At 65.0% G+C, this 16,275-nt stretch carries 17 protein-coding genes; 6 read left to right on the forward strand and 11 right to left on the reverse strand.

Annotated features, from left to right (window positions below; translation table 11 throughout):
- Window positions 1-290 precede the first annotated feature (290 nt).
- From ACFOSU_RS17090 to ACFOSU_RS17100, 3 genes are all read left to right on the forward strand, one after another.
- Window positions 291-1,055 (forward strand): ParA family protein, encoded by a 765-nt coding sequence (locus tag ACFOSU_RS17090; protein WP_380691128.1) that lies wholly within the window; start codon window positions 291-293, stop codon window positions 1,053-1,055.
- A complete protein-coding gene (locus ACFOSU_RS17095; RefSeq protein ID WP_380691129.1) occupies window positions 1,056-2,516 on the forward strand; it encodes an NfeD family protein in 1,461 nt (486 codons plus the stop codon).
- 221 nt (window positions 2,517-2,737) lie between these two features.
- Window positions 2,738-3,511 (forward strand): slipin family protein, encoded by a 774-nt coding sequence (locus tag ACFOSU_RS17100; RefSeq protein ID WP_380691130.1) that lies wholly within the window; start codon window positions 2,738-2,740, stop codon window positions 3,509-3,511.
- An 89-nt stretch (window positions 3,512-3,600) separates the two neighbouring features.
- On the opposite strand, the gene ACFOSU_RS17105 is transcribed toward ACFOSU_RS17100, so the two are convergent.
- Together ACFOSU_RS17105 and ACFOSU_RS17110 are read right to left on the reverse strand one after the other, a co-directional pair.
- On the reverse strand, window positions 3,601-4,257 hold the full coding sequence (locus ACFOSU_RS17105; protein ID WP_380691131.1) for a CoA pyrophosphatase: 657 nt from the start codon (window positions 4,255-4,257) through the stop codon (window positions 3,601-3,603).
- 4 nt (window positions 4,258-4,261) lie between these two features.
- Complete coding sequence (locus tag ACFOSU_RS17110) at window positions 4,262-4,597, reverse strand: type 1 pili tip component (RefSeq protein ID WP_380691132.1); 336 nt, start codon at window positions 4,595-4,597, stop codon at window positions 4,262-4,264.
- A gap of 165 nt (window positions 4,598-4,762) precedes the next feature.
- On the opposite strand from ACFOSU_RS17110, the gene ACFOSU_RS17115 reads away from it, so the two are divergent.
- A complete protein-coding gene (locus ACFOSU_RS17115) occupies window positions 4,763-5,023 on the forward strand; it encodes a hypothetical protein (protein WP_380691133.1) in 261 nt (86 codons plus the stop codon).
- On the opposite strand, the gene ACFOSU_RS17120 is transcribed toward ACFOSU_RS17115, so the two are convergent.
- On the reverse strand, window positions 5,020-5,970 hold the full coding sequence (locus ACFOSU_RS17120) for a transaldolase (protein WP_380691134.1): 951 nt from the start codon (window positions 5,968-5,970) through the stop codon (window positions 5,020-5,022). The two genes, ACFOSU_RS17115 and ACFOSU_RS17120, sit on opposite strands and share 4 nt — an antisense overlap.
- A 140-nt stretch (window positions 5,971-6,110) precedes the next feature.
- Between ACFOSU_RS17120 and ACFOSU_RS17125 the strand changes: the two genes are divergently transcribed.
- Both ACFOSU_RS17125 and ACFOSU_RS17130 read left to right on the forward strand, forming a co-directional pair.
- The gene (locus ACFOSU_RS17125) at window positions 6,111-6,431 is read left to right on the forward strand and encodes an SCP2 sterol-binding domain-containing protein (protein ID WP_380691135.1); all 321 of its coding nucleotides are present in this window, start codon (window positions 6,111-6,113) and stop codon (window positions 6,429-6,431) included.
- Window positions 6,432-6,447: 16 nt separating this feature from the next.
- Complete coding sequence (locus tag ACFOSU_RS17130) at window positions 6,448-7,209, forward strand: class I SAM-dependent methyltransferase (RefSeq protein WP_380691136.1); 762 nt, start codon at window positions 6,448-6,450, stop codon at window positions 7,207-7,209.
- A 44-nt stretch (window positions 7,210-7,253) separates the two neighbouring features.
- On the opposite strand, the gene ACFOSU_RS17135 is transcribed toward ACFOSU_RS17130, so the two are convergent.
- The 8 genes from ACFOSU_RS17135 to pstA all read right to left on the reverse strand — a co-directional run bounded on the left by ACFOSU_RS17135 (window position 7,254) and on the right by pstA (window position 16,265).
- Window positions 7,254-7,778: a gamma carbonic anhydrase family protein gene (locus tag ACFOSU_RS17135; protein ID WP_380691137.1), complete on the reverse strand. Its 525-nt coding sequence runs from the start codon at window positions 7,776-7,778 to the stop codon at window positions 7,254-7,256.
- A 21-nt stretch (window positions 7,779-7,799) separates the two neighbouring features.
- Window positions 7,800-8,483 carry a tRNA (adenosine(37)-N6)-threonylcarbamoyltransferase complex dimerization subunit type 1 TsaB gene (tsaB, locus tag ACFOSU_RS17140; RefSeq protein ID WP_380691138.1) on the reverse strand — a complete coding sequence of 228 codons (684 nt, stop codon included), beginning with the start codon at window positions 8,481-8,483 and terminating at the stop codon, window positions 7,800-7,802.
- A complete protein-coding gene (locus tag ACFOSU_RS17145) occupies window positions 8,480-10,387 on the reverse strand; it encodes an ATP-dependent DNA helicase (protein WP_380691139.1) in 1,908 nt (635 codons plus the stop codon). Before ACFOSU_RS17145 ends, tsaB begins: the two co-directional genes overlap by 4 nt.
- The gene (locus ACFOSU_RS17150; RefSeq protein ID WP_380691140.1) at window positions 10,384-10,941 is read right to left on the reverse strand and encodes a tetratricopeptide repeat protein; all 558 of its coding nucleotides are present in this window, start codon (window positions 10,939-10,941) and stop codon (window positions 10,384-10,386) included. The genes ACFOSU_RS17145 and ACFOSU_RS17150 overlap by 4 nt, the downstream gene beginning before the upstream one ends.
- A 2-nt stretch (window positions 10,942-10,943) precedes the next feature.
- Window positions 10,944-13,358 (reverse strand): penicillin-binding protein 1B, encoded by a 2,415-nt coding sequence (mrcB, locus tag ACFOSU_RS17155; protein ID WP_380691141.1) that lies wholly within the window; start codon window positions 13,356-13,358, stop codon window positions 10,944-10,946.
- A gap of 90 nt (window positions 13,359-13,448) precedes the next feature.
- Window positions 13,449-14,189, reverse strand: a complete 741-nt coding sequence (gene phoU / locus ACFOSU_RS17160; protein ID WP_380691142.1) for a phosphate signaling complex protein PhoU — start codon at window positions 14,187-14,189, stop codon at window positions 13,449-13,451.
- A 10-nt stretch (window positions 14,190-14,199) separates the two neighbouring features.
- Window positions 14,200-14,988, reverse strand: a complete 789-nt coding sequence (pstB, locus tag ACFOSU_RS17165; RefSeq protein ID WP_380691376.1) for a phosphate ABC transporter ATP-binding protein PstB — start codon at window positions 14,986-14,988, stop codon at window positions 14,200-14,202.
- Between the two features lie 107 nt (window positions 14,989-15,095).
- Window positions 15,096-16,265 carry a phosphate ABC transporter permease PstA gene (gene pstA / locus ACFOSU_RS17170; RefSeq protein ID WP_380691143.1) on the reverse strand — a complete coding sequence of 390 codons (1,170 nt, stop codon included), beginning with the start codon at window positions 16,263-16,265 and terminating at the stop codon, window positions 15,096-15,098.
- Window positions 16,266-16,275: the final 10 nt, after the last annotated feature.

Genomic DNA, 16,275 nt, shown 5'->3' on the forward strand with positions numbered 1-16,275 from the left:
CAACGAACACAAGCATCTGATGGGGAACTCGTTTTCTCCTGACGTTAAAGCGCGGCTGAAATTGCCGGGCAGACAGTTGTTAGATCAGTCGACACCTCAAAACACTATTAGGCGGATGATACTTAAATAACTGTTCGATAATTTTTCTAGACCACAGGCTCAAAACCTGTAAAACAAACCGACATATCCACAAGCTCGACGCTCAAGCCCTTCGTCGATAAGCTGAACGTAGGTCACAATTCAAATACGGTTTGGCAACGCCAGAGCGAGCCAGCACACAGGAGTCGGGCATGACGCGTCGGGTGGTCTTCAACCAGAAAGGGGGCGTCGGCAAAACCACGCTGCTCTGCAATCTCGCCGCCATCAGCGCGCAGCGCGGCAAGCGCACGCTGGTCATCGACCTCGACGCCCAGTGCAACGCCAGCCAGTACCTGCTGTCGTCCGGCGAACGCCAGGCCGAGGCCGGCAGCGCCGACTTCTTCGAGGCGACCCTGTCGCGCAGTCGATCGACCACGCAGTTCAGCGATTTCATCACGGCCACGCCGTTCGAGAACCTGTCGGTCATGGCGGCCCATCCGGATCTGGAAGAGCTGCGCGTCAAGCTCGAGGCCAAGCACAAGATCTACAAGCTCAAGCAATCACTCGAGCGGCTCAAGGATTTTGACGCGATCTACATCGACACCCCGCCGGCGCTGAATTTCTATTCTCAATCAGCATTGATCGCAGCCGATCGCTGCCTGATTCCCTTCGACTGTGACGACTTCGCCCGCCAGGCGCTGTATTCCCTGTTCGACAACATCCACGAAATCCAGGACGACCACAATCCGGAACTGGTGATCGACGGCATCGTGGTCAACCAGTTCCAGCCGCGCGCCAAGCTGCCCACGCGCATGATCGAGGAGCTCAAGGCCGAGGGCCATCCGCTGATCGAAACACGGATCACGGCCTCGGTGAAGGTACGCGAGTCCCACGACGCGTCGATTCCGCTGATCCACTACGCACCCAACCACAAGGTCACCCAGCAACTGGTCGCACTCCATGATCGGCTGGACTAGATGGCACCAGGCCCGGCTTTCGCCGGCCGCTGCGACAGCCTGGCGATAGCCGTGCGCCGTGGCCTTCATATCGTCCTGCTGTGCTGCACGCTGCTGTGGCCCGCCGTGGCAACTCAGGCGCAGCCCGCCGACCGAGCTGACACGGCGCCGGCGGCGCGCGAAATTGCCATTGTCGGGGCGATCGGCCCGGCCACCAGCCGCTACGTGACCGATGAACTCGAGGACGCCGCTGCCGCCGACGCCCCGCTGGTGATCCTGCGTCTGGACACGCCGGGCGGGCTCGACGGCGCCATGCGCGAGATCGTGCAGGCGATTCTGGCCTCGCCGGTGCCGGTCGCCGGCTTCGTCGGCCCCTCGGGTGCGCGTGCCGCGAGCGCGGGCACCTATATCCTCTACGCCAGCCATATCGCCGCGATGGCGCCGGCGACGAATCTCGGGGCGGCCACGCCGATCAATATCGGCGGAGGCGGAACCGGGTCCCGCGACCAGCCCGACCCCGCCGATTCCGATGACAACGCCGACGCCGGGCAACAGGCGCCTGCCGACAGTGACACCGCGGCGCGCCGCAAGGTGGTGAACGACGCCGTGGCTTATATTCGCGGGCTGGCCGAGCAACGCGGCCGCAACGCGGACTGGGCGGAACAGGCGGTGCGCCAGGGCGTGAGTCTCACCGCGCGCCAGGCGCAGAAACAGCATGTCGTCGACGATGTGGTGGCGGATGAAAGCGCGCTGCTCGCCGCCATCGACGGACGCACCGTGAGCACGGCGGGCGGCGACGTACGCCTGAACACGGCCGGATTGAGCATAGAACAGCGCGAACCCGGCTGGCGCACGCAACTACTGTCGGTAATCACCAATCCGACCGTGGCGTATCTGCTGCTCATGATCGGTATCTACGGGCTGATTCTCGAAGGCCTGAACCCGGGCAGCGCGGTACCCGGCGTGATCGGCGCGATCTGTCTGCTGGCCGCGCTCTATGCGTTCCAGATCCTGCCGATCAACTACGCGGGTCTCGCCCTCATCGTGCTCGGCGTGGCGCTGATGATCGCGGAGATGTTCGCGCCGAGTTTCGGCATTCTCGGTCTGGGCGGTATCGTGGGGTTCGTATTCGGCTCGATCATGCTCATGGACACCGACGTGCCCGGCTTTGAAATCCCCCTGGGGCTGATCGGCGGCATCGCGGTCGCGGGCGCGCTGCTGCTCATGTTCATGCTCTACATGTTCCTGCGCTCGCGACGCGAACGCGTCTGGACCGGCCGTGAAGGCCTGCTCGGACAACGCTGCGTCGCCCTTGAGGATTTCGACGGCGAAGGCCGGGTGCTGCTCCAGGGCGAGTCCTGGCTGGCGTTCTGCGACGCCCCGGTCGTCGTCAAGCAGAAACTGGTCGTCACCGCTGTCGACGGCCTCAAGGTGCAGGTTCGGGCCGCGGAAACAACGCCCTCGAAGCCGTCCCGCCACTGACCGGCGCACGCACCGATCACCGACCGCGCCCGCTCGTTTGCCGGCGCCAGCCCGGCGGATATTCGGTGGTGGCCATCTGTCGGCGCCTGCCGTTGATGTTATTGTCGCGGCAACGGCACAAGACAGCGGCGCGTATCAACGCGGCAGCCCCGTTCCGGGCAAACCGCAGCCAATATCGCAGCGATACACGAGCGGCCAAGAACCCTACGGAGACACACGTCATGATCCTGAATTTCGGTTTCGCGGTCATCGCCCTGATCGTCCTTTTCCTGTTCACCTCGATCAAGATCCTGCCCGAATACGAGCGCGGGGTGATGTTCACGCTCGGCCGCATGACCGGCGTGAAGGGCCCCGGGCTGTTTCTGGTGATTCCGTTCATCCAGAACATGGTCAAGGTGGATATGCGCACGGTGGTCATGGACGTGCCGCCGCAGGACGTGATCTCGCGCGACAACGTCTCGGTGCGAGTCAACGCGGTGGTCTATTTCCGCGTGATCGACGCCGACAAGGCGATCATCGAGGTCGAGCATTTCTACGACGCGGTCAGCCAGCTCGCCCAGACCACGCTGCGCAGCGTGCTCGGCAAGCACGAGCTCGACGACATGCTCGCCGAGCGCGACAAGCTCAATATCGATATCCAGGCGATTCTGGATCGGCATACCGACGCCTGGGGCATCAAGGTGGCCAACGTCGAGATCAAGCAGGTCGATCTGGACGAGAGCATGACCCGGGCGATTGCGCGTCAGGCCGAGGCCGAGCGCTCACGGCGCGCCAAGGTCATCAACGCCGAAGGCGAGATGCAGGCAGCCGAGAATCTGCGTGGCGCCGCCGAGCAGCTTTCGCGCGAACCCCAGGCCCTGCAGCTGCGCTATTTGCAGACGCTGGTCGATATCGCCGGCGAGAACAATTCCACCATCGTGTTCCCGCTGCCGATGGACCTGATCGAACCGCTGATGGACATGAAGAAACGCTTCGACGGTACCAAGAGCGAATAGCCAGCCACACTGTTCCAGAGCGTCTCGGGATTGCGCGCCACGGGCCGACTGGGCGGCCAGGGACGGCCAGGGACGGCCAGAACCCCGCTTCAGCGGCTGATACAGCCGGGGCGGGCGATATCACGTTGTTCGACGTGCCCCAGACGTTGCAGCAGTCCGTAGAGAATACCGGCGGTCGCGCCCCAGATATGGTTGGCGTCGTAGTCGATCGAATAGACTTGGTAGGTACGCCCACCCCGCTCCATCGGCTCGCTGCGAAAATGCTGATGATCGAGCGCGTATGCGAGCGGTACGCCGAACAGGCGCTCGACTTCCACTGCGTCGGGGGCCACGGTCGCCGCCGGATCCACCCAGCCGACAAAGGGGCTGATCACGAAGCCGGTGACGGTCCGGTATTCGGGCAGTTCGCCCAGCACCTCCACAAACGCCGGGTCGAGTCCGATCTCCTCGTGAGCCTCGCGTAGCGCGGCAGCCTGGACACTGTCATCGAAGGTCTCGACGCTGCCGCCCGGGAAGCTGATCTGGCCCGGATGGTGGCGCAGCGCGTTGCTGCGCTGGGTGAAATAGATATACGGCTCGGGCGCGCCGACGATCGCAATCAGCACGCCCGCCCGGCGCGCCGCGTGGTCGTGGTGGCCACTGCCCCGGGTTTCGCCCGGCGCGGCCTCGCGGCGTGTCAGGGGCTCCGCCAGCGCGGCCTGCAGTCGCTGGCGCCAGGCATCGGCCGGCCGAGTATACGGATTCAATCGTTCAACCGTCCTGTCGCGTCTTGAGGTCTTCGGCGTATTGCTTGGCGAGCGCCTGAAAACGCGGTGTCAGGCCGGCATCGGCATACATCGGGTCACCCATTTCATCGTAGGCCGCCACTTCGTCACCCGGCTCATAGGTGAAAGAACTGGCCAGCTCATCCAGAGCGGCCGCCAACAGATCGGTGATGATGCGCTCGCGGGTCAGTCCTGGAAACATGTCGCACAGCGCCGCGACCTTGGCGGCGTCGTAGATGGGCAGGCGCACTTCATAACTCTCGTCGGTGCGCTGCTCGCCGGCGTTTGCCTTCCATTGTGCAACCAGCTCATTCACTTTCATATCGTTTCCTCGGATCTTTACGACAGGGCCAGACGGTACTTCCTCAAGCGCATAGGTTACGCAATTACCAGGCGCCTGAGAAACCTGCCAGTGCCCGCCAGAGCGCGCGTTGACCGCGTCTGGGGCGCCTGCTAGCTTGGCGGCAATTTCCACCGCGAGTCACGCATGGCCAAGACCGAAAAGACATGGAGCCTGAAGGAAATCGACCACTCACGTGGCGATAGCAAGGGCACCGCCTTTCTGGCGTTCAAGCAACTCAGGGAGAGTTTTGACGAGGGCCGCGACTACTATTACCTCAACAGCACGGAAGACGCGCGCGAAATCGAACAGCTACGCTCCGCCGGCCGCATCTACGAGACCACCGTCAACGCCATTCTGCTGACCGAGGGCGGTTACAGCGCCATCGTCGATTATCTCGACGGTTAGCCGGTCAGCTCGGACTCGAGCGCGCGCTGGTCGGCCGCGAAACGACGTATGCCCTCGGCCAGCTTTTCGGTCGCCATGGCATCTTCGTTCATGGCCCAGTCGAAGCCGGCGCGATCGTGCATGACGCGGGCGTCTTCCGACGGCGCCTGCACCAGACCGGGCACGTTGCTTGCCTCCAGCGACGCCAGTTCTTCCAGCAGCGCCGGTGAAATCGTCATCAGATCCGCGCCCGACAGCGCCAGAATCTGATCGCGGTTACGAAAACTCGCAGCCATAACCTGAGTGGCGTAGCCGTAGCTCTTGGCGTAGGCATTGATACGCTGAACGCTCAGCACGCCCGGGTCTTTATCGCCGCTGTAGTGATCCACGCCGTCCGCCTTCTTGTACCAGTCGGTGATCCGACCCACGAACGGCGAGATCAGCGTCACGCCGGCGTCGAAACACGCCTGCGCCTGGGCCAGAGAGAATATCAGCGTCATGTTGCAGGCCACGCCTTCGGCCTCGAGCACGCTCGCTGCCTGCACGCCCGCCCAGGTGCTCGCAATCTTGATCAGGATACGGTCGCGGCCCACGCCGAGCGCGTCGTAATCGGCCAGCAAGGCACGTGCCTTGGTAATGGTCGCGGCGGTATCGAAGGACAGCCGCGCATCGACCTCGGTCGACACGTAGCGCGGCACGACCTGGGTCAGTTCACGCCCGAACAGCGTCATCAGACGCTCGACCTGTGTCACCCCCGGCGTCGGCGTTGCGGCCAGTGCCTCCTCCACCAGATGTCGGTAGCGGGCATCGCGCGAGGCCTGCAGCACCAGACTCGGATTGGTGGTCGAATCGGTCGGGTGATACGCCTTTATCGTTTCGAAATCGCCACTGTCGGCGACGACGGTGGTGCGGGCACGCAGCGCTTCCAGTGCGTTCGCGGCGTGGTTATGGGTCGCGGTTTCGGCCATGATCGGGTCCGTGGTAGTACAAATCGTCGGATAATCATCCGCTGATGATCGTGCACTATAAGCCAGCAGCGGGGGCGCTGGCCAAGCGCCGGACGCTCACGCATCATGCGCACCATTATTCGAGTGACTGCCCAGCCGCCATGAGCGATGCCAACGACATGATCCGCCGTATGCCCGGCGCCTTCGACCCGGGCGCGGCGGGCGATCTGCACATGACCGTGCAATACATGACCGAACAACCGATGTTCGTGACCATCGCCGCCGGCGAATGCCGAGTCCACGAGGGGCTCGCCGATGCCCCGGACGTGACCCTCCGGATCCGTGGCGATCACCTGGTCAAACTCATGACCGGACGCATGCGCGGCATCACCGCATTCCTCACCGGCCGCCTGAAGGTGGAGGGCAACATGATGCTCGCCCAGAAACTGCAGCACGTCTTTGATCGGGAGCGACTGGCGTGATGGGCAGCGTCGGCCCGTGAACACGGATCGTCCAGCCGCCATTCCGTTGCTGGCCGCCGGCGCGGTGACTGCCGCGTTGCCCGGGATCGAACCGATAGAGCGGCCGCCTGCCACCGGCTTCTATCTCGATGCACGCCCGCAGGGCCTGACGCTGCAGCACGCCGAAACCGTCGATCGCGATAGCGGCCTGTGCATCGACCTGCTCGACGGCAGCATCGAACGCCGGCTAGCCGGCGGGCGCAAATCGCCACTGGCACGTGCGCTCGGCCTCAAGCGCCGTTCCCGCCCGACGGTGCTGGATACGACCTGTGGACTGGGCCGCGACAGTGCAACGCTCGCCGCGCTGGGCTGCGACGTGCACGCGCTGGAACGCCATCCGGTGCTGTTCGCCCTGCTCGATGACGCCTTGATGCGCGCGCGGCGTGCCGACACGCCGCCGGCCTGGCTGACCCACTGGCAGGCGTTCGAGCACGCCGACGCCCATGCCTGGCTCACGCCCCCGCCACCGCGCCGCTTCGATATCATCTATATCGATCCGATGTTCGCCGCCGCCCGTCGCAAGGCGCGCCCGCAAAAAGCCCTGGCCTGGCTCAATGAGTTGATCGGCACCGACCACGACGCCGACGCGCTGCTGGCGCTGGCGCGCGGCCATGCCCTGCGCCAGACGGTGGTGAAGCAGCACGCCCGCTCGCAGCCGCTGGCCGCGCCCGACCGTCAGGTGCACGGCAAGGCCGTGCGGTTCGATATCTATCTGGCGGCGAGCCCGCCTGCCGGCTGAAACGCCGCCAGCGCCGTATTGGATTCCGGGGGCGCCAAGGCCGCTCAGACGGGCCCGAACGACGCCAGAAAACGCTTGTAGTTGGCCACGTAGCGTGCAGACGCGCCCTGCAGGCCCTCGATCTCCTGCGCGCTCAGCTCACGCTTCACCCGGCCCGGCACGCCGATGACCATGCTGTTGTCGGGGATGGTCTTGCCTTCGGCAATCAACGCACCGGCGCCGATCAGGCAATTCCGGCCGATCTTCGCGCCGTTGAGCACGATCGCCTTCATGCCGATCAGGCTGTTGTCGCCGATCGAGCAGCCGTGCAGCATCGCCTGATGCCCCACCGTCACGCCCTCGCCCACCGTGAGCTGATAGCCCGGGTCGGTGTGCAACACACTGCCGTCCTGGATATTGCTGCCGCGACCGATGACGATTTCGTCGTTGTCACCGCGCAGCACCGCGTTGAACCAGATACTGCTGTCGACCGCGAGCGTGACCTGCCCCAGCACCGTGGCATTGTCGGCCACGAAAAACTGCCCGGGCTCGGGTGTTGTGGGCCGCCGGCCCTCGAGTTCATAAAGCATGGTATCTCCTTGAGTGGGCCATCATCCGCGATCCTTCGCCTTGCGCGCCACATCGTCGCGCACGTAGACCGGCAACGCCTGATCGGCGCCCAACCCGTCTCCACGGGCAAGCACCGGCGCCGCCAGCCGCGCAATATCCAGCGCATGCGGCCAGATCTCGAGTACCTCGGGGCCCGTCGCCGAGCGGGCATCGATCACCAGCGGCCAGCCGTTGCCTGCCGCGGCCCAGTCGTCGGCGTCGGGCAATAAATCGACCGCCGCCGGCTCGATGACACGCTCGACGCCCTGCAACCGCGGCGAACCGCCGTCGCGCGAGAAATCGGCGGTATAGACCTCGCCCATGCGGGCATCCTGCACCACGCGTACGTGGCACAGGTCGGCGCGCGTGAAGCAGCGTGCGGCGAGCGCGGCCAGCGTGGATACCGGCACCACCGGGCGATCCAGGCCCGCGGCCAGCCCCTGAATCAATCCGGCCGCGATACGCAGGCCGGTGAAGGCCCCGGGCCCGCGTCCGAACGCCAGACCGTCGATATCGGCCAGCGTCCAGCCGGCCTCTTCCAGCAGGCGCTCCAGCGTCGGTAACAGCCGGCGGGCATGCGCCTGCGGAGCGATCTCGAAATGCTCGCGTTCGCCGACCGGTGCCTGGGTATCCAGCAAAGCGACCGACAGCGCCTCGGTCGATGCATCGAGCGCGGCGATCTTCATGCCGGGGTCAGCGCGTCCAGAAATTCACAGGCCACCGCCCGCTCGCGGGTAATCGGCATGGGCGGCAGGCTGGCGCGGATCGCGCCGCCATAGCGCGCCGTGAACAGGCGTGGATCGCATATGGCCAGCAGACCGCGATCGGCGGCGTCGCGGATCAACCGGCCCACGCCCTGCTTGAGCGTGATCACCGCCTGCGGCAGCTGGTAATCCATGAACGGATTCTGACCGGCCTCTTTCATCGCGTTGAAACGCGCGGCGAGCACCGGGTCGGCGGGCGAGGCGAACGGCAGGCGGTCGATGATCACCAGCCGCAGGGCGTGGCCGCGTACATCGACGCCTTCCCAGAAGCTGCTGGTGGCCACCAGCACGGCATTGTCGTCGGCACGAAAATCGGCCAGCAGGGTCGCGCGCGGCGCGCTGCCCTGAGTGAGTACGTCGAGCCCGGCCGCGTGCAGCGCCTCGCCGTAGCGCGCCACCGCGCGATAGCTGGTACACAGCAGAAACGCGCCGCCGCCGGCCGCGGTGAGCAACGCCAGCGTCTCGGCAATCACGGCGTCGTCGAAATCCGGCGTGTTCGGCAACGGCATGGCCCTGGGCGCATAAAGCATGGCGTTGTTTTCGTAGTCGAACGGGCTGGCCAGCACTTTCTGTTCGACATCGACCAGGCCGAGGCGGTCGCAGAAATAGCTCAGCTCGTTCTTCACCGCCAGAGTCGCCGAGGTGAAGATCCAGGCGCCGGGGTAGCCCTTGATGGCACGCGAAAACGGGCCGGCCACATCCAGCGGCGTGCTGTGCCAGATCCAGGCGGCGCCGCGTTTTTCCAGCCAGCTGATGCGCTCGACGTCTTCCTTGCCGACCGTTTCCAGAACAGTGACCAGTTCAGCGCAGCGACGCGACAGGGCCTTGACCCGGTCGCTCCGGGATACCACCGGTTCGAGCCCGACCTTGAGCGCGTTCAACGCTTCGTCGAGCGCGGCATGCGCCTGTGACAGCTGTGGCGTCGCCAGCTCTTGCCAACTACGACTGCCGGCCGCGGACCCCAGCGCATCGGAGAAGCCGCGCTCGGCCGCGCCCACGTCCTGCAGGCGGGCCTTGAGCACCGGCATGTCGCCGCCCAGCGCGTCCAGTTCGCCCAGGCCGTCGCGCACGAGATCCTTGAGCTGGCGCGCGGACAACGCCTGACCAAAGAAACGACCGGCGATATCCGGCAGCCGGTGGGCTTCATCGAGCACGATCGCGTCGGCGCCCGGCAGCACCTCGCCGAAACCACTCTCGCGCAGGGTCAGATCCGCAAACAGCAGATAATGATTGACGATCACCAGGTCCGCGGCCTGGGCCTCGCGACGGGCATTCACCACCCAGCACTGATCGAACAGCGGGCATTCCTGGCCCAGGCAGTTGTCGGTGGTCGAGGTGATACGCGGCCACAGTGCGTCACCGTCGCCGAGATCACCAAAATCACCCAGATCGCCGGTCTTCGTACGCGCGGCCCAGTCCCGCACCGCGCGCAGTTTGCTCGCCAGATACAGGTCGCCGCTGGCCTCGGTCAGATTGAGCCGGTGCAGGCACAGATAGTTGGCGCGACCCTTGAGCACGGTGACGTGCAGCTTGCGTCCGAGCACCGTCTGCGCCAGCGGCACGTCCTTTTCGTCGAGCTGGCTCTGCAGATAGCGCGTGGCCGTGGAGACGATGACCTTGCGCCCGGAGGCCATGGCCGGCAGCAGATAGGCCAGCGTCTTGCCGGTGCCGGTGCCGGCCTCGACGACCAGACGACCGCCCTCGTCCATCGCCTTCGCCACCGCATGCGCCATCTCGGCCTGACCGGCGCGCGCGGCATAGCCGGGCAGCGCCGCATTGAGCGCTGCGTCGTCGTCGAACAGCGCGGCGCCCGCCGCGGCGCTCATCGCATCATCTGCTGACTGGTTTGCTGATAGCTGGTCGCGCGGGCCGACGCCTCGCTGGCGCCGCTGCTATCGCCGGCGGTCCGCCTTGCTTCGGCGATCAGGCGCCAGTTGTCCGCGCGTACGAACGGATTGTTGCCGCCCACGCTGTTGGATTTGCGGGCCATCGCCTCGGCCTGATCCGGCTGGCCCTGGGCCAGTTTGACCGCGGCGAGACGCTGATACACGAACGGGTTGCGCGGTTCGAGATCGAGCGCGCGTTCCAGCGTTGCCGCGGCAAGATCCATATTGCCGTTGCGGGCCAGCGTATCGGCGCGTCCGAGCAGCGATCGGACCGCCGGACTGCTGGCTTCTTCCATCGTGCGCGGCGGCATCTGCGCCGGCGGGGGCTGGCGCTCGGGCTGAGTCCGGGTGCTCGGCGACGACGACGATTCTCCGGGCGACGGCGTGATCACCGTGCCCGGGCTTTCGTCCGGCGGCGGGAAACGTGTCTGCTGGGTCGTCGCGCAGCCCGCGAGCACGAGAATGGCGAAAAGAACGAGAAATCGTTGTGTCATGATCATCTGAAGATTTTCTGCAGCCAATTGCCTTCGTCTTCCTGCTCGCGCGACTTGCGCGCGGCGTTCTCTCGCATGATATCGCTATCACAGCCGGAAAGCCCATCCGGCACATAGCCGCGGGTGAACGGCACCGGCGTGGCGTTGCCGCAGCTCTGCGCGTACTGATAGAGATCCTGGTTGCCCGAGGCGCCCTGGCCCGCGGGGTTGAAGCGCATGCGCAGCGGCACCTCGACCACGTCCTCGGGCGGCACGTCGAGCAGCCCGCGCGGACTCACATCACTCATGATCCGTGTCCACAGTTGCAGCGCGCCGGTGGCGCCGGTGAGCTGGGCCGGCTGGTTGTCATCACGCCCGACCCAGACCACCGCGAGACGGTTGGCGCCGAAGCCGGCAAACCAGCTGTCGCGCAGATCGTCTGTGGTGCCGGTCTTGCCGGCCAGATTCAGACTCTTGGGCAGCACGTTGTACATGGACGCGCCGGTGCCGTAACGCGCCACACGCTGCATGACCCAGTCGGTCAGATAGACCGGGGCTTCATCGACCACGCGCTTGATCTGCAGCGGATAACGCGCCAGCGGCTCGCCATCGCGGGTGGTCACGTCGCGGATCGCCAGCAGCGGCGTGTAGTAGCCGCCGGCGGCAAGCGTGTTGTAGACCTGTGCGACCTGCAGCGGCGCCATCCCGACCGCGCCGAGCGCCAACGACGGCACGGCCAGCGGATCGCCGGTATAGCCCAGCTTCTTGAGCGTATCGACGACGTTCGGAATCCCGACGTCAATCGCCAGCCGCGCGGTGGCAAGGTTGTAGCTGTGGGTAAGCGCGTAGTGCAGCGGCACGTCGTGGCCGTGGCTGGTCTTGGAATAATTCTGTGGCCGCCAGGTGTCGCCGTTGGCGAGCTTGACCGCGAGCGGGCCGTCGTCGAGCGGCGTGATCACGTTGTATTTCGACGGCTCGGACAGCGCGGTGAGATAGACCACCGGCTTCATCAGCGAGCCGATCGGCCGACGCGCATCGAGTGCACGGTTGAAGCCCGCATAACCGGCATCGCGACCGCCGACCAGCGCCAGCACGCGTCCGCCTTCCACGCTGGTGACCACGGCCGCGCTCTGCAGGCTGTCCTTCTTGATGCCGCGGGCGCGTTCGACGTCGTCCAGCCCCTTGTTCACGCGCGCCTCGGTGGCCGCCTGGATGGTCGGGTCTAGGGTGGTGAAGATACGCAGCCCCTCGTTGGTCAGATCGGCGTCCTTGTACTGGCCGTGCAGTTGTCGGCGCACGAGGTCGATGAAGGCCGGATACTGGCTGGTACTGCGCACCGAGCGCGTGGTCACGCCGAGATCGGTCTTCTTGGCGGCCGCCCAGGCATCGTCTTCGAGAAAGCCGGCGCTGTGAAACATGTCGAGCACGAGATTGCGACGGGCGAGCGCGCGCTTGGGATTGCGGCGCGGGCTGTAGTAGCTCGGCCCCTTGACCATGGCCACGAGCAGCGCGATTTCATTGGGTTGAAGCTCTTCCAGCGGTTTCTGAAAATAGAAATAGCTGGCCAGGCCGAAGCCGTGGATCGCGCGGCCGCCGTCCTGTCCGAGATAGACCTCGTTGAGATAGGCCTCGAGGATTTCCGGCTTGGAATAATGCGCGTCCAGCAGCACGGCCATCAGCGCTTCCTTGGCCTTGCGCACCAGAGTCTGCTGGTTGTTGAGGTAGAAGTTCTTGACCAGCTGCTGGGTGATGGTCGAACCGCCCTGCACTACGTGGCCGGCCCGCATGTTGGCGAACGCGGCGCGCAGGATGGACTTGGGCGACACACCCCAGTGGTGCAGAAAATCCCGGTCCTCGACCGTGATCAGGCCGGCCGGCAGCATCGGCGGCACTTCGCCAAGCTTGACCAGGATCCGATCCTCGCCCTGGGCCGGATAGATGCTGCCGATCATCAGCGGGTCGAGCCGGATCAGCGCCAGATCGCCCTGCTTGTCGATGGCCTGCAGGGAAGACACGCCGCTCGAGTTGAAACCGAGCCGAATCTCGCGGTCGCCCTGATCGCCGTCCCAGAACGTGAACGGCCGGGTATGGATATCCAGACGACTGCCGCTGCTGTGGTAAGTGCCAGCGTTGTCGACGCCGCTGCTGTCGCGATAGCCCTGTCTCTTGAGGCGCGCCACGATGTCCGCGCGCGACAGGTCGAGCCCGGCATAGAGTTCGAGCGGTGCGGCATATACCTTCGCCGGCAGCGTCCAGCGCGTGCCCTCGAACTGCGAGCGGACTTCGCCGTCGAGATAGACCGCGTAGGCGGCCAGCACGACCGCGCCCAGGCAGCACAGCAGAAAGACATAGGGCAGCAGGCGCCGGAAAAAACCGGGCCGGCGGTTCGCAGGCTTTTTCGCCGTACGCCGTTTGGGTTTACGTGTTCCTCGGGCCAATGCAGCTATCCGCGCCGAACAGGGGCGCTGATAGTACCAAAGCCGGGCGGCGCTGGGTCGAACCCGCCCACATCGGCTCGCCCGAAAGGCTTATTCGGGCTTGTTGCGGCGCCGCGGGCTGTTGGCGACTTCCTTCTCCATCGCCTCCAGGCCGATATGGCGCACGTCCTTGCCTTCGACGAAATAGACCACGTATTCTCCGATGTTGGTGGAATGATCGCCGATGCGCTCCAGCGCCTTCACTGCCCAGAGCACGTCCAGCATGTGCCGGATGGTGCGCGGGTCTTCCATCATGTAGGTAATGCACTGGCGCACCACGCCCTCGTACTCGCGATCGACCTCGGTGTCGGCCTGGGCCACGCTGACCGCGGCCTCCGAATCCAGACGCGCGAAAGCGTCCAGGGCGTCGCGCAGCATCTCGCGCACGTGCCTGCCGAGCACCTCGATCTGACGGAACGCGCTCTTGGGGCGGTCATAGCTGGCCAGCTGCGTGGCCATGCGGCCGATCTTTTCGGCTTCGTCGCCGATACGCTCGAGATCGGTGATGGTCTTGGCGATGGCGATGACCAGGCGCAGATCGCCCGCCTGGGGGGCGCGCCGAGCCAGAATACGGGTGCATTCCTCGTCGATCTCGAGTTCCATGCGATTGACCTCGCGGTCGCCGCGCACCACGTCCTCGCCGAGGCCGCCCTCGCCGGTGATCAGGGCGCGCACCGCGTCCGCGATCTGCTGCTCGACCAGGCCGCCCATGGCGAGCACGAGCTCGCGCACGTCCTCGAGATCGGCGTCGAACTGCTTGGACGTATGTTTTTCCAGACCTACCTTTTCCATGAGTCGTTCCTCAGCCGTAGCGGCCGGTGATGTAGTCCTCGGTCTTCTTTTCGCGCGGATGCGTGAACAGCGAATCCGTATCCGAGAATTCGATGATATTGCCGAGGTGGAAGAACGCGGTGTAGCCGGCCACGCGGGCCGCCTGCTGCAGGTTATGCGTCACGATCACGATCGTGTAGTTTTCCTTGAGTTCATCGATGAGCTGCTCGACCGTGGCCGTGGCCACCGGGTCCAGCGCCGAGCAGGGCTCGTCCATGAGCAGCACCGACGGACTCACGGCGATCGCACGGGCGATGCACAGCCGCTGCTGCTGGCCACCGGACAGCGCCAGCCCGGGCAGTTGCAGGCGATCCTTGACCTCTTCCCACAGCCCCGCGCGCTTGAGCGATTCCTCGACCAGGTCGTCCATCTCGGTGCGCTTGCGCACCTTGCCGAGAATCCTGGGGGCGTAGGCGATGTTGTCGTAGATGCTTTTCGGGAACGGATTGGGCTTCTGGAACACCATGCCGATATGCGAGCGCAGTTCCACCACGTCGACGTGCGGGGCGTAGACGTTCTCCTGCTCGAATTCGACCTCACCCTCGATGCGCACGCCCTGAACCAGATCGTTCATGCGATTCAGGCAGCGCAGGAACGTCGATTTGCCGCAACCGGACGGGCCGATCAGAGCGGTCACCTCGTTTTCGATCACGTCCATCGAGACGCCGAACAGCGCCTGTTTTTCGCCGTACCAGACCGACAGATCGCGCACGCTCATCTTCGTGCTCTGTTTCACCCGTGTTTGCTCCACCGTGGGCATGCGCACCAGATCCGGCGCGACATCGCTTGCGTTACGAGTGAGCATCCTAAATCCCCGGTCCGAAAATTGAAAAAGAGTTGTGTCGACTGCCAATCACGCGCATGCGGCTACCAGCGCCGCTCGAAGCGGTTACGCAGCAGCACCGCGCTCGCGTTGAGCAGAATCAGCAGCGTGAGCAGCACCAGGATGCCGGCCGCGGTCAGACTCACATAGGCCCGCTCGGGCATGCCGGCCCAGGTGAATATCTGGGCCGGCAGCACGGTCGCGGCCTGGGTCATGCTCGTCGGCGCGTCCGGGATATAGGCGATCATGCCGATCAGCAGCAGCGGCGCCGTTTCGCCCATGGCCTGGGCGATGCCGATGATGGTGCCGGTGAGAATGCCCGGCAGCGACAGCGGCAGCACGTGATCACGCACCGACTGCCAGCGCGAGGCCCCTACCGCCTGCGCGCCCTGACGGATGTTCTGCGGTACGGCCCTGAGCGCGGCGCGCGTGCTGATGATGATCACCGGCAGCGTCATCAGCGACAGGGTCAGTCCCCCGGCGAGCGCCGACGAGCGTGGCACGCCGAAGAAGTTGATGAATATCGCCAGCCCCAGCAGACCGAACAGGATCGACGGCACCGCGGCGAGATTGTTGATATTGATCTCGATCGCCTGGGTGAAGCGGTTGTCGGGCGCGAATTCCTCGAGATAGATGGCCGTGGCCACACCGATCGGAAAGCTCACCGCCAGCACCACCAGCATGACGTAGATCGAGCCGACAAACGCCGACCACAGCCCGGCGTTGGACGGGATCTTGGAATCGCCGGAGAAGAACAGGCCCTTGTTGAAGCCCATGGCGACATCGCCGTCAGCCTCGAGCCGTTCGAGCGTGGCCAGATCGTCCGGATCCAGACTGTCGATATGGCCCTTGCGGTACTGATCGATATCGGAGTTGGCCACGACCCATATCGTCTCGGTGGTATCCATCAACGCAGGATCGTTCTTCACCCGACGCGGAATCTGGCGAAAAAACGCGCGCGAGACCAGCGGCGCGACGTCCTCGTCCACCGACTCCATCGTGAATTTGACGGTATCGGCGTTGTAGGTCACATCCACTTTCAACTGGGTCTGGGCGAACGCCGAATGGCCCTGATGAATCATATCGGCGAAGAACACGACCAGAAACGTCAGCGCCAGCAGCAGCGCGCCCAGGCAATAGGCCTTGAAGCGTTTCTCGGCGCGATAGCGTTTCTTGAGCCGACGCGAGGGTTGTAGGGAAATACGTTGATTCATGGGGCAATCC

This window comes from Salinisphaera aquimarina (assembly GCF_042643355.1).
GTDB classification, from domain to species: Bacteria; Pseudomonadota; Gammaproteobacteria; order Nevskiales; family Salinisphaeraceae; genus Salinisphaera; species Salinisphaera aquimarina.

What these genes read in the sequence shown, in the direction of transcription:
- pstA (WP_380691143.1), bottom strand. Translation starts at nt 16,265, where the DNA reads ATGAATCAACGTATTTCCCTACAACCCTCGCGTCGGCTCAAGAAACGC.
- ACFOSU_RS17100 (WP_380691130.1), top strand. Translation starts at nt 2,738, where the DNA reads ATGATCCTGAATTTCGGTTTCGCGGTCATCGCCCTGATCGTCCTTTTC.
- ACFOSU_RS17115 (WP_380691133.1), top strand. Translation starts at nt 4,763, where the DNA reads ATGGCCAAGACCGAAAAGACATGGAGCCTGAAGGAAATCGACCACTCA.
- ACFOSU_RS17135 (WP_380691137.1), bottom strand. Translation starts at nt 7,778, where the DNA reads ATGCTTTATGAACTCGAGGGCCGGCGGCCCACAACACCCGAGCCCGGG.
- pstB (WP_380691376.1), bottom strand. Translation starts at nt 14,988, where the DNA reads ATGCCCACGGTGGAGCAAACACGGGTGAAACAGAGCACGAAGATGAGC.
- ACFOSU_RS17120 (WP_380691134.1), bottom strand. Translation starts at nt 5,970, where the DNA reads ATGGCCGAAACCGCGACCCATAACCACGCCGCGAACGCACTGGAAGCG.
- ACFOSU_RS17125 (WP_380691135.1), top strand. Translation starts at nt 6,111, where the DNA reads ATGAGCGATGCCAACGACATGATCCGCCGTATGCCCGGCGCCTTCGAC.
- phoU (WP_380691142.1), bottom strand. Translation starts at nt 14,189, where the DNA reads ATGGAAAAGGTAGGTCTGGAAAAACATACGTCCAAGCAGTTCGACGCC.
- ACFOSU_RS17145 (WP_380691139.1), bottom strand. Translation starts at nt 10,387, where the DNA reads ATGAGCGCCGCGGCGGGCGCCGCGCTGTTCGACGACGACGCAGCGCTC.
- ACFOSU_RS17150 (WP_380691140.1), bottom strand. Translation starts at nt 10,941, where the DNA reads ATGACACAACGATTTCTCGTTCTTTTCGCCATTCTCGTGCTCGCGGGC.
- ACFOSU_RS17110 (WP_380691132.1), bottom strand. Translation starts at nt 4,597, where the DNA reads ATGAAAGTGAATGAGCTGGTTGCACAATGGAAGGCAAACGCCGGCGAG.
- ACFOSU_RS17095 (WP_380691129.1), top strand. Translation starts at nt 1,056, where the DNA reads ATGGCACCAGGCCCGGCTTTCGCCGGCCGCTGCGACAGCCTGGCGATA.
- tsaB (WP_380691138.1), bottom strand. Translation starts at nt 8,483, where the DNA reads ATGAAGATCGCCGCGCTCGATGCATCGACCGAGGCGCTGTCGGTCGCT.
- ACFOSU_RS17090 (WP_380691128.1), top strand. Translation starts at nt 291, where the DNA reads ATGACGCGTCGGGTGGTCTTCAACCAGAAAGGGGGCGTCGGCAAAACC.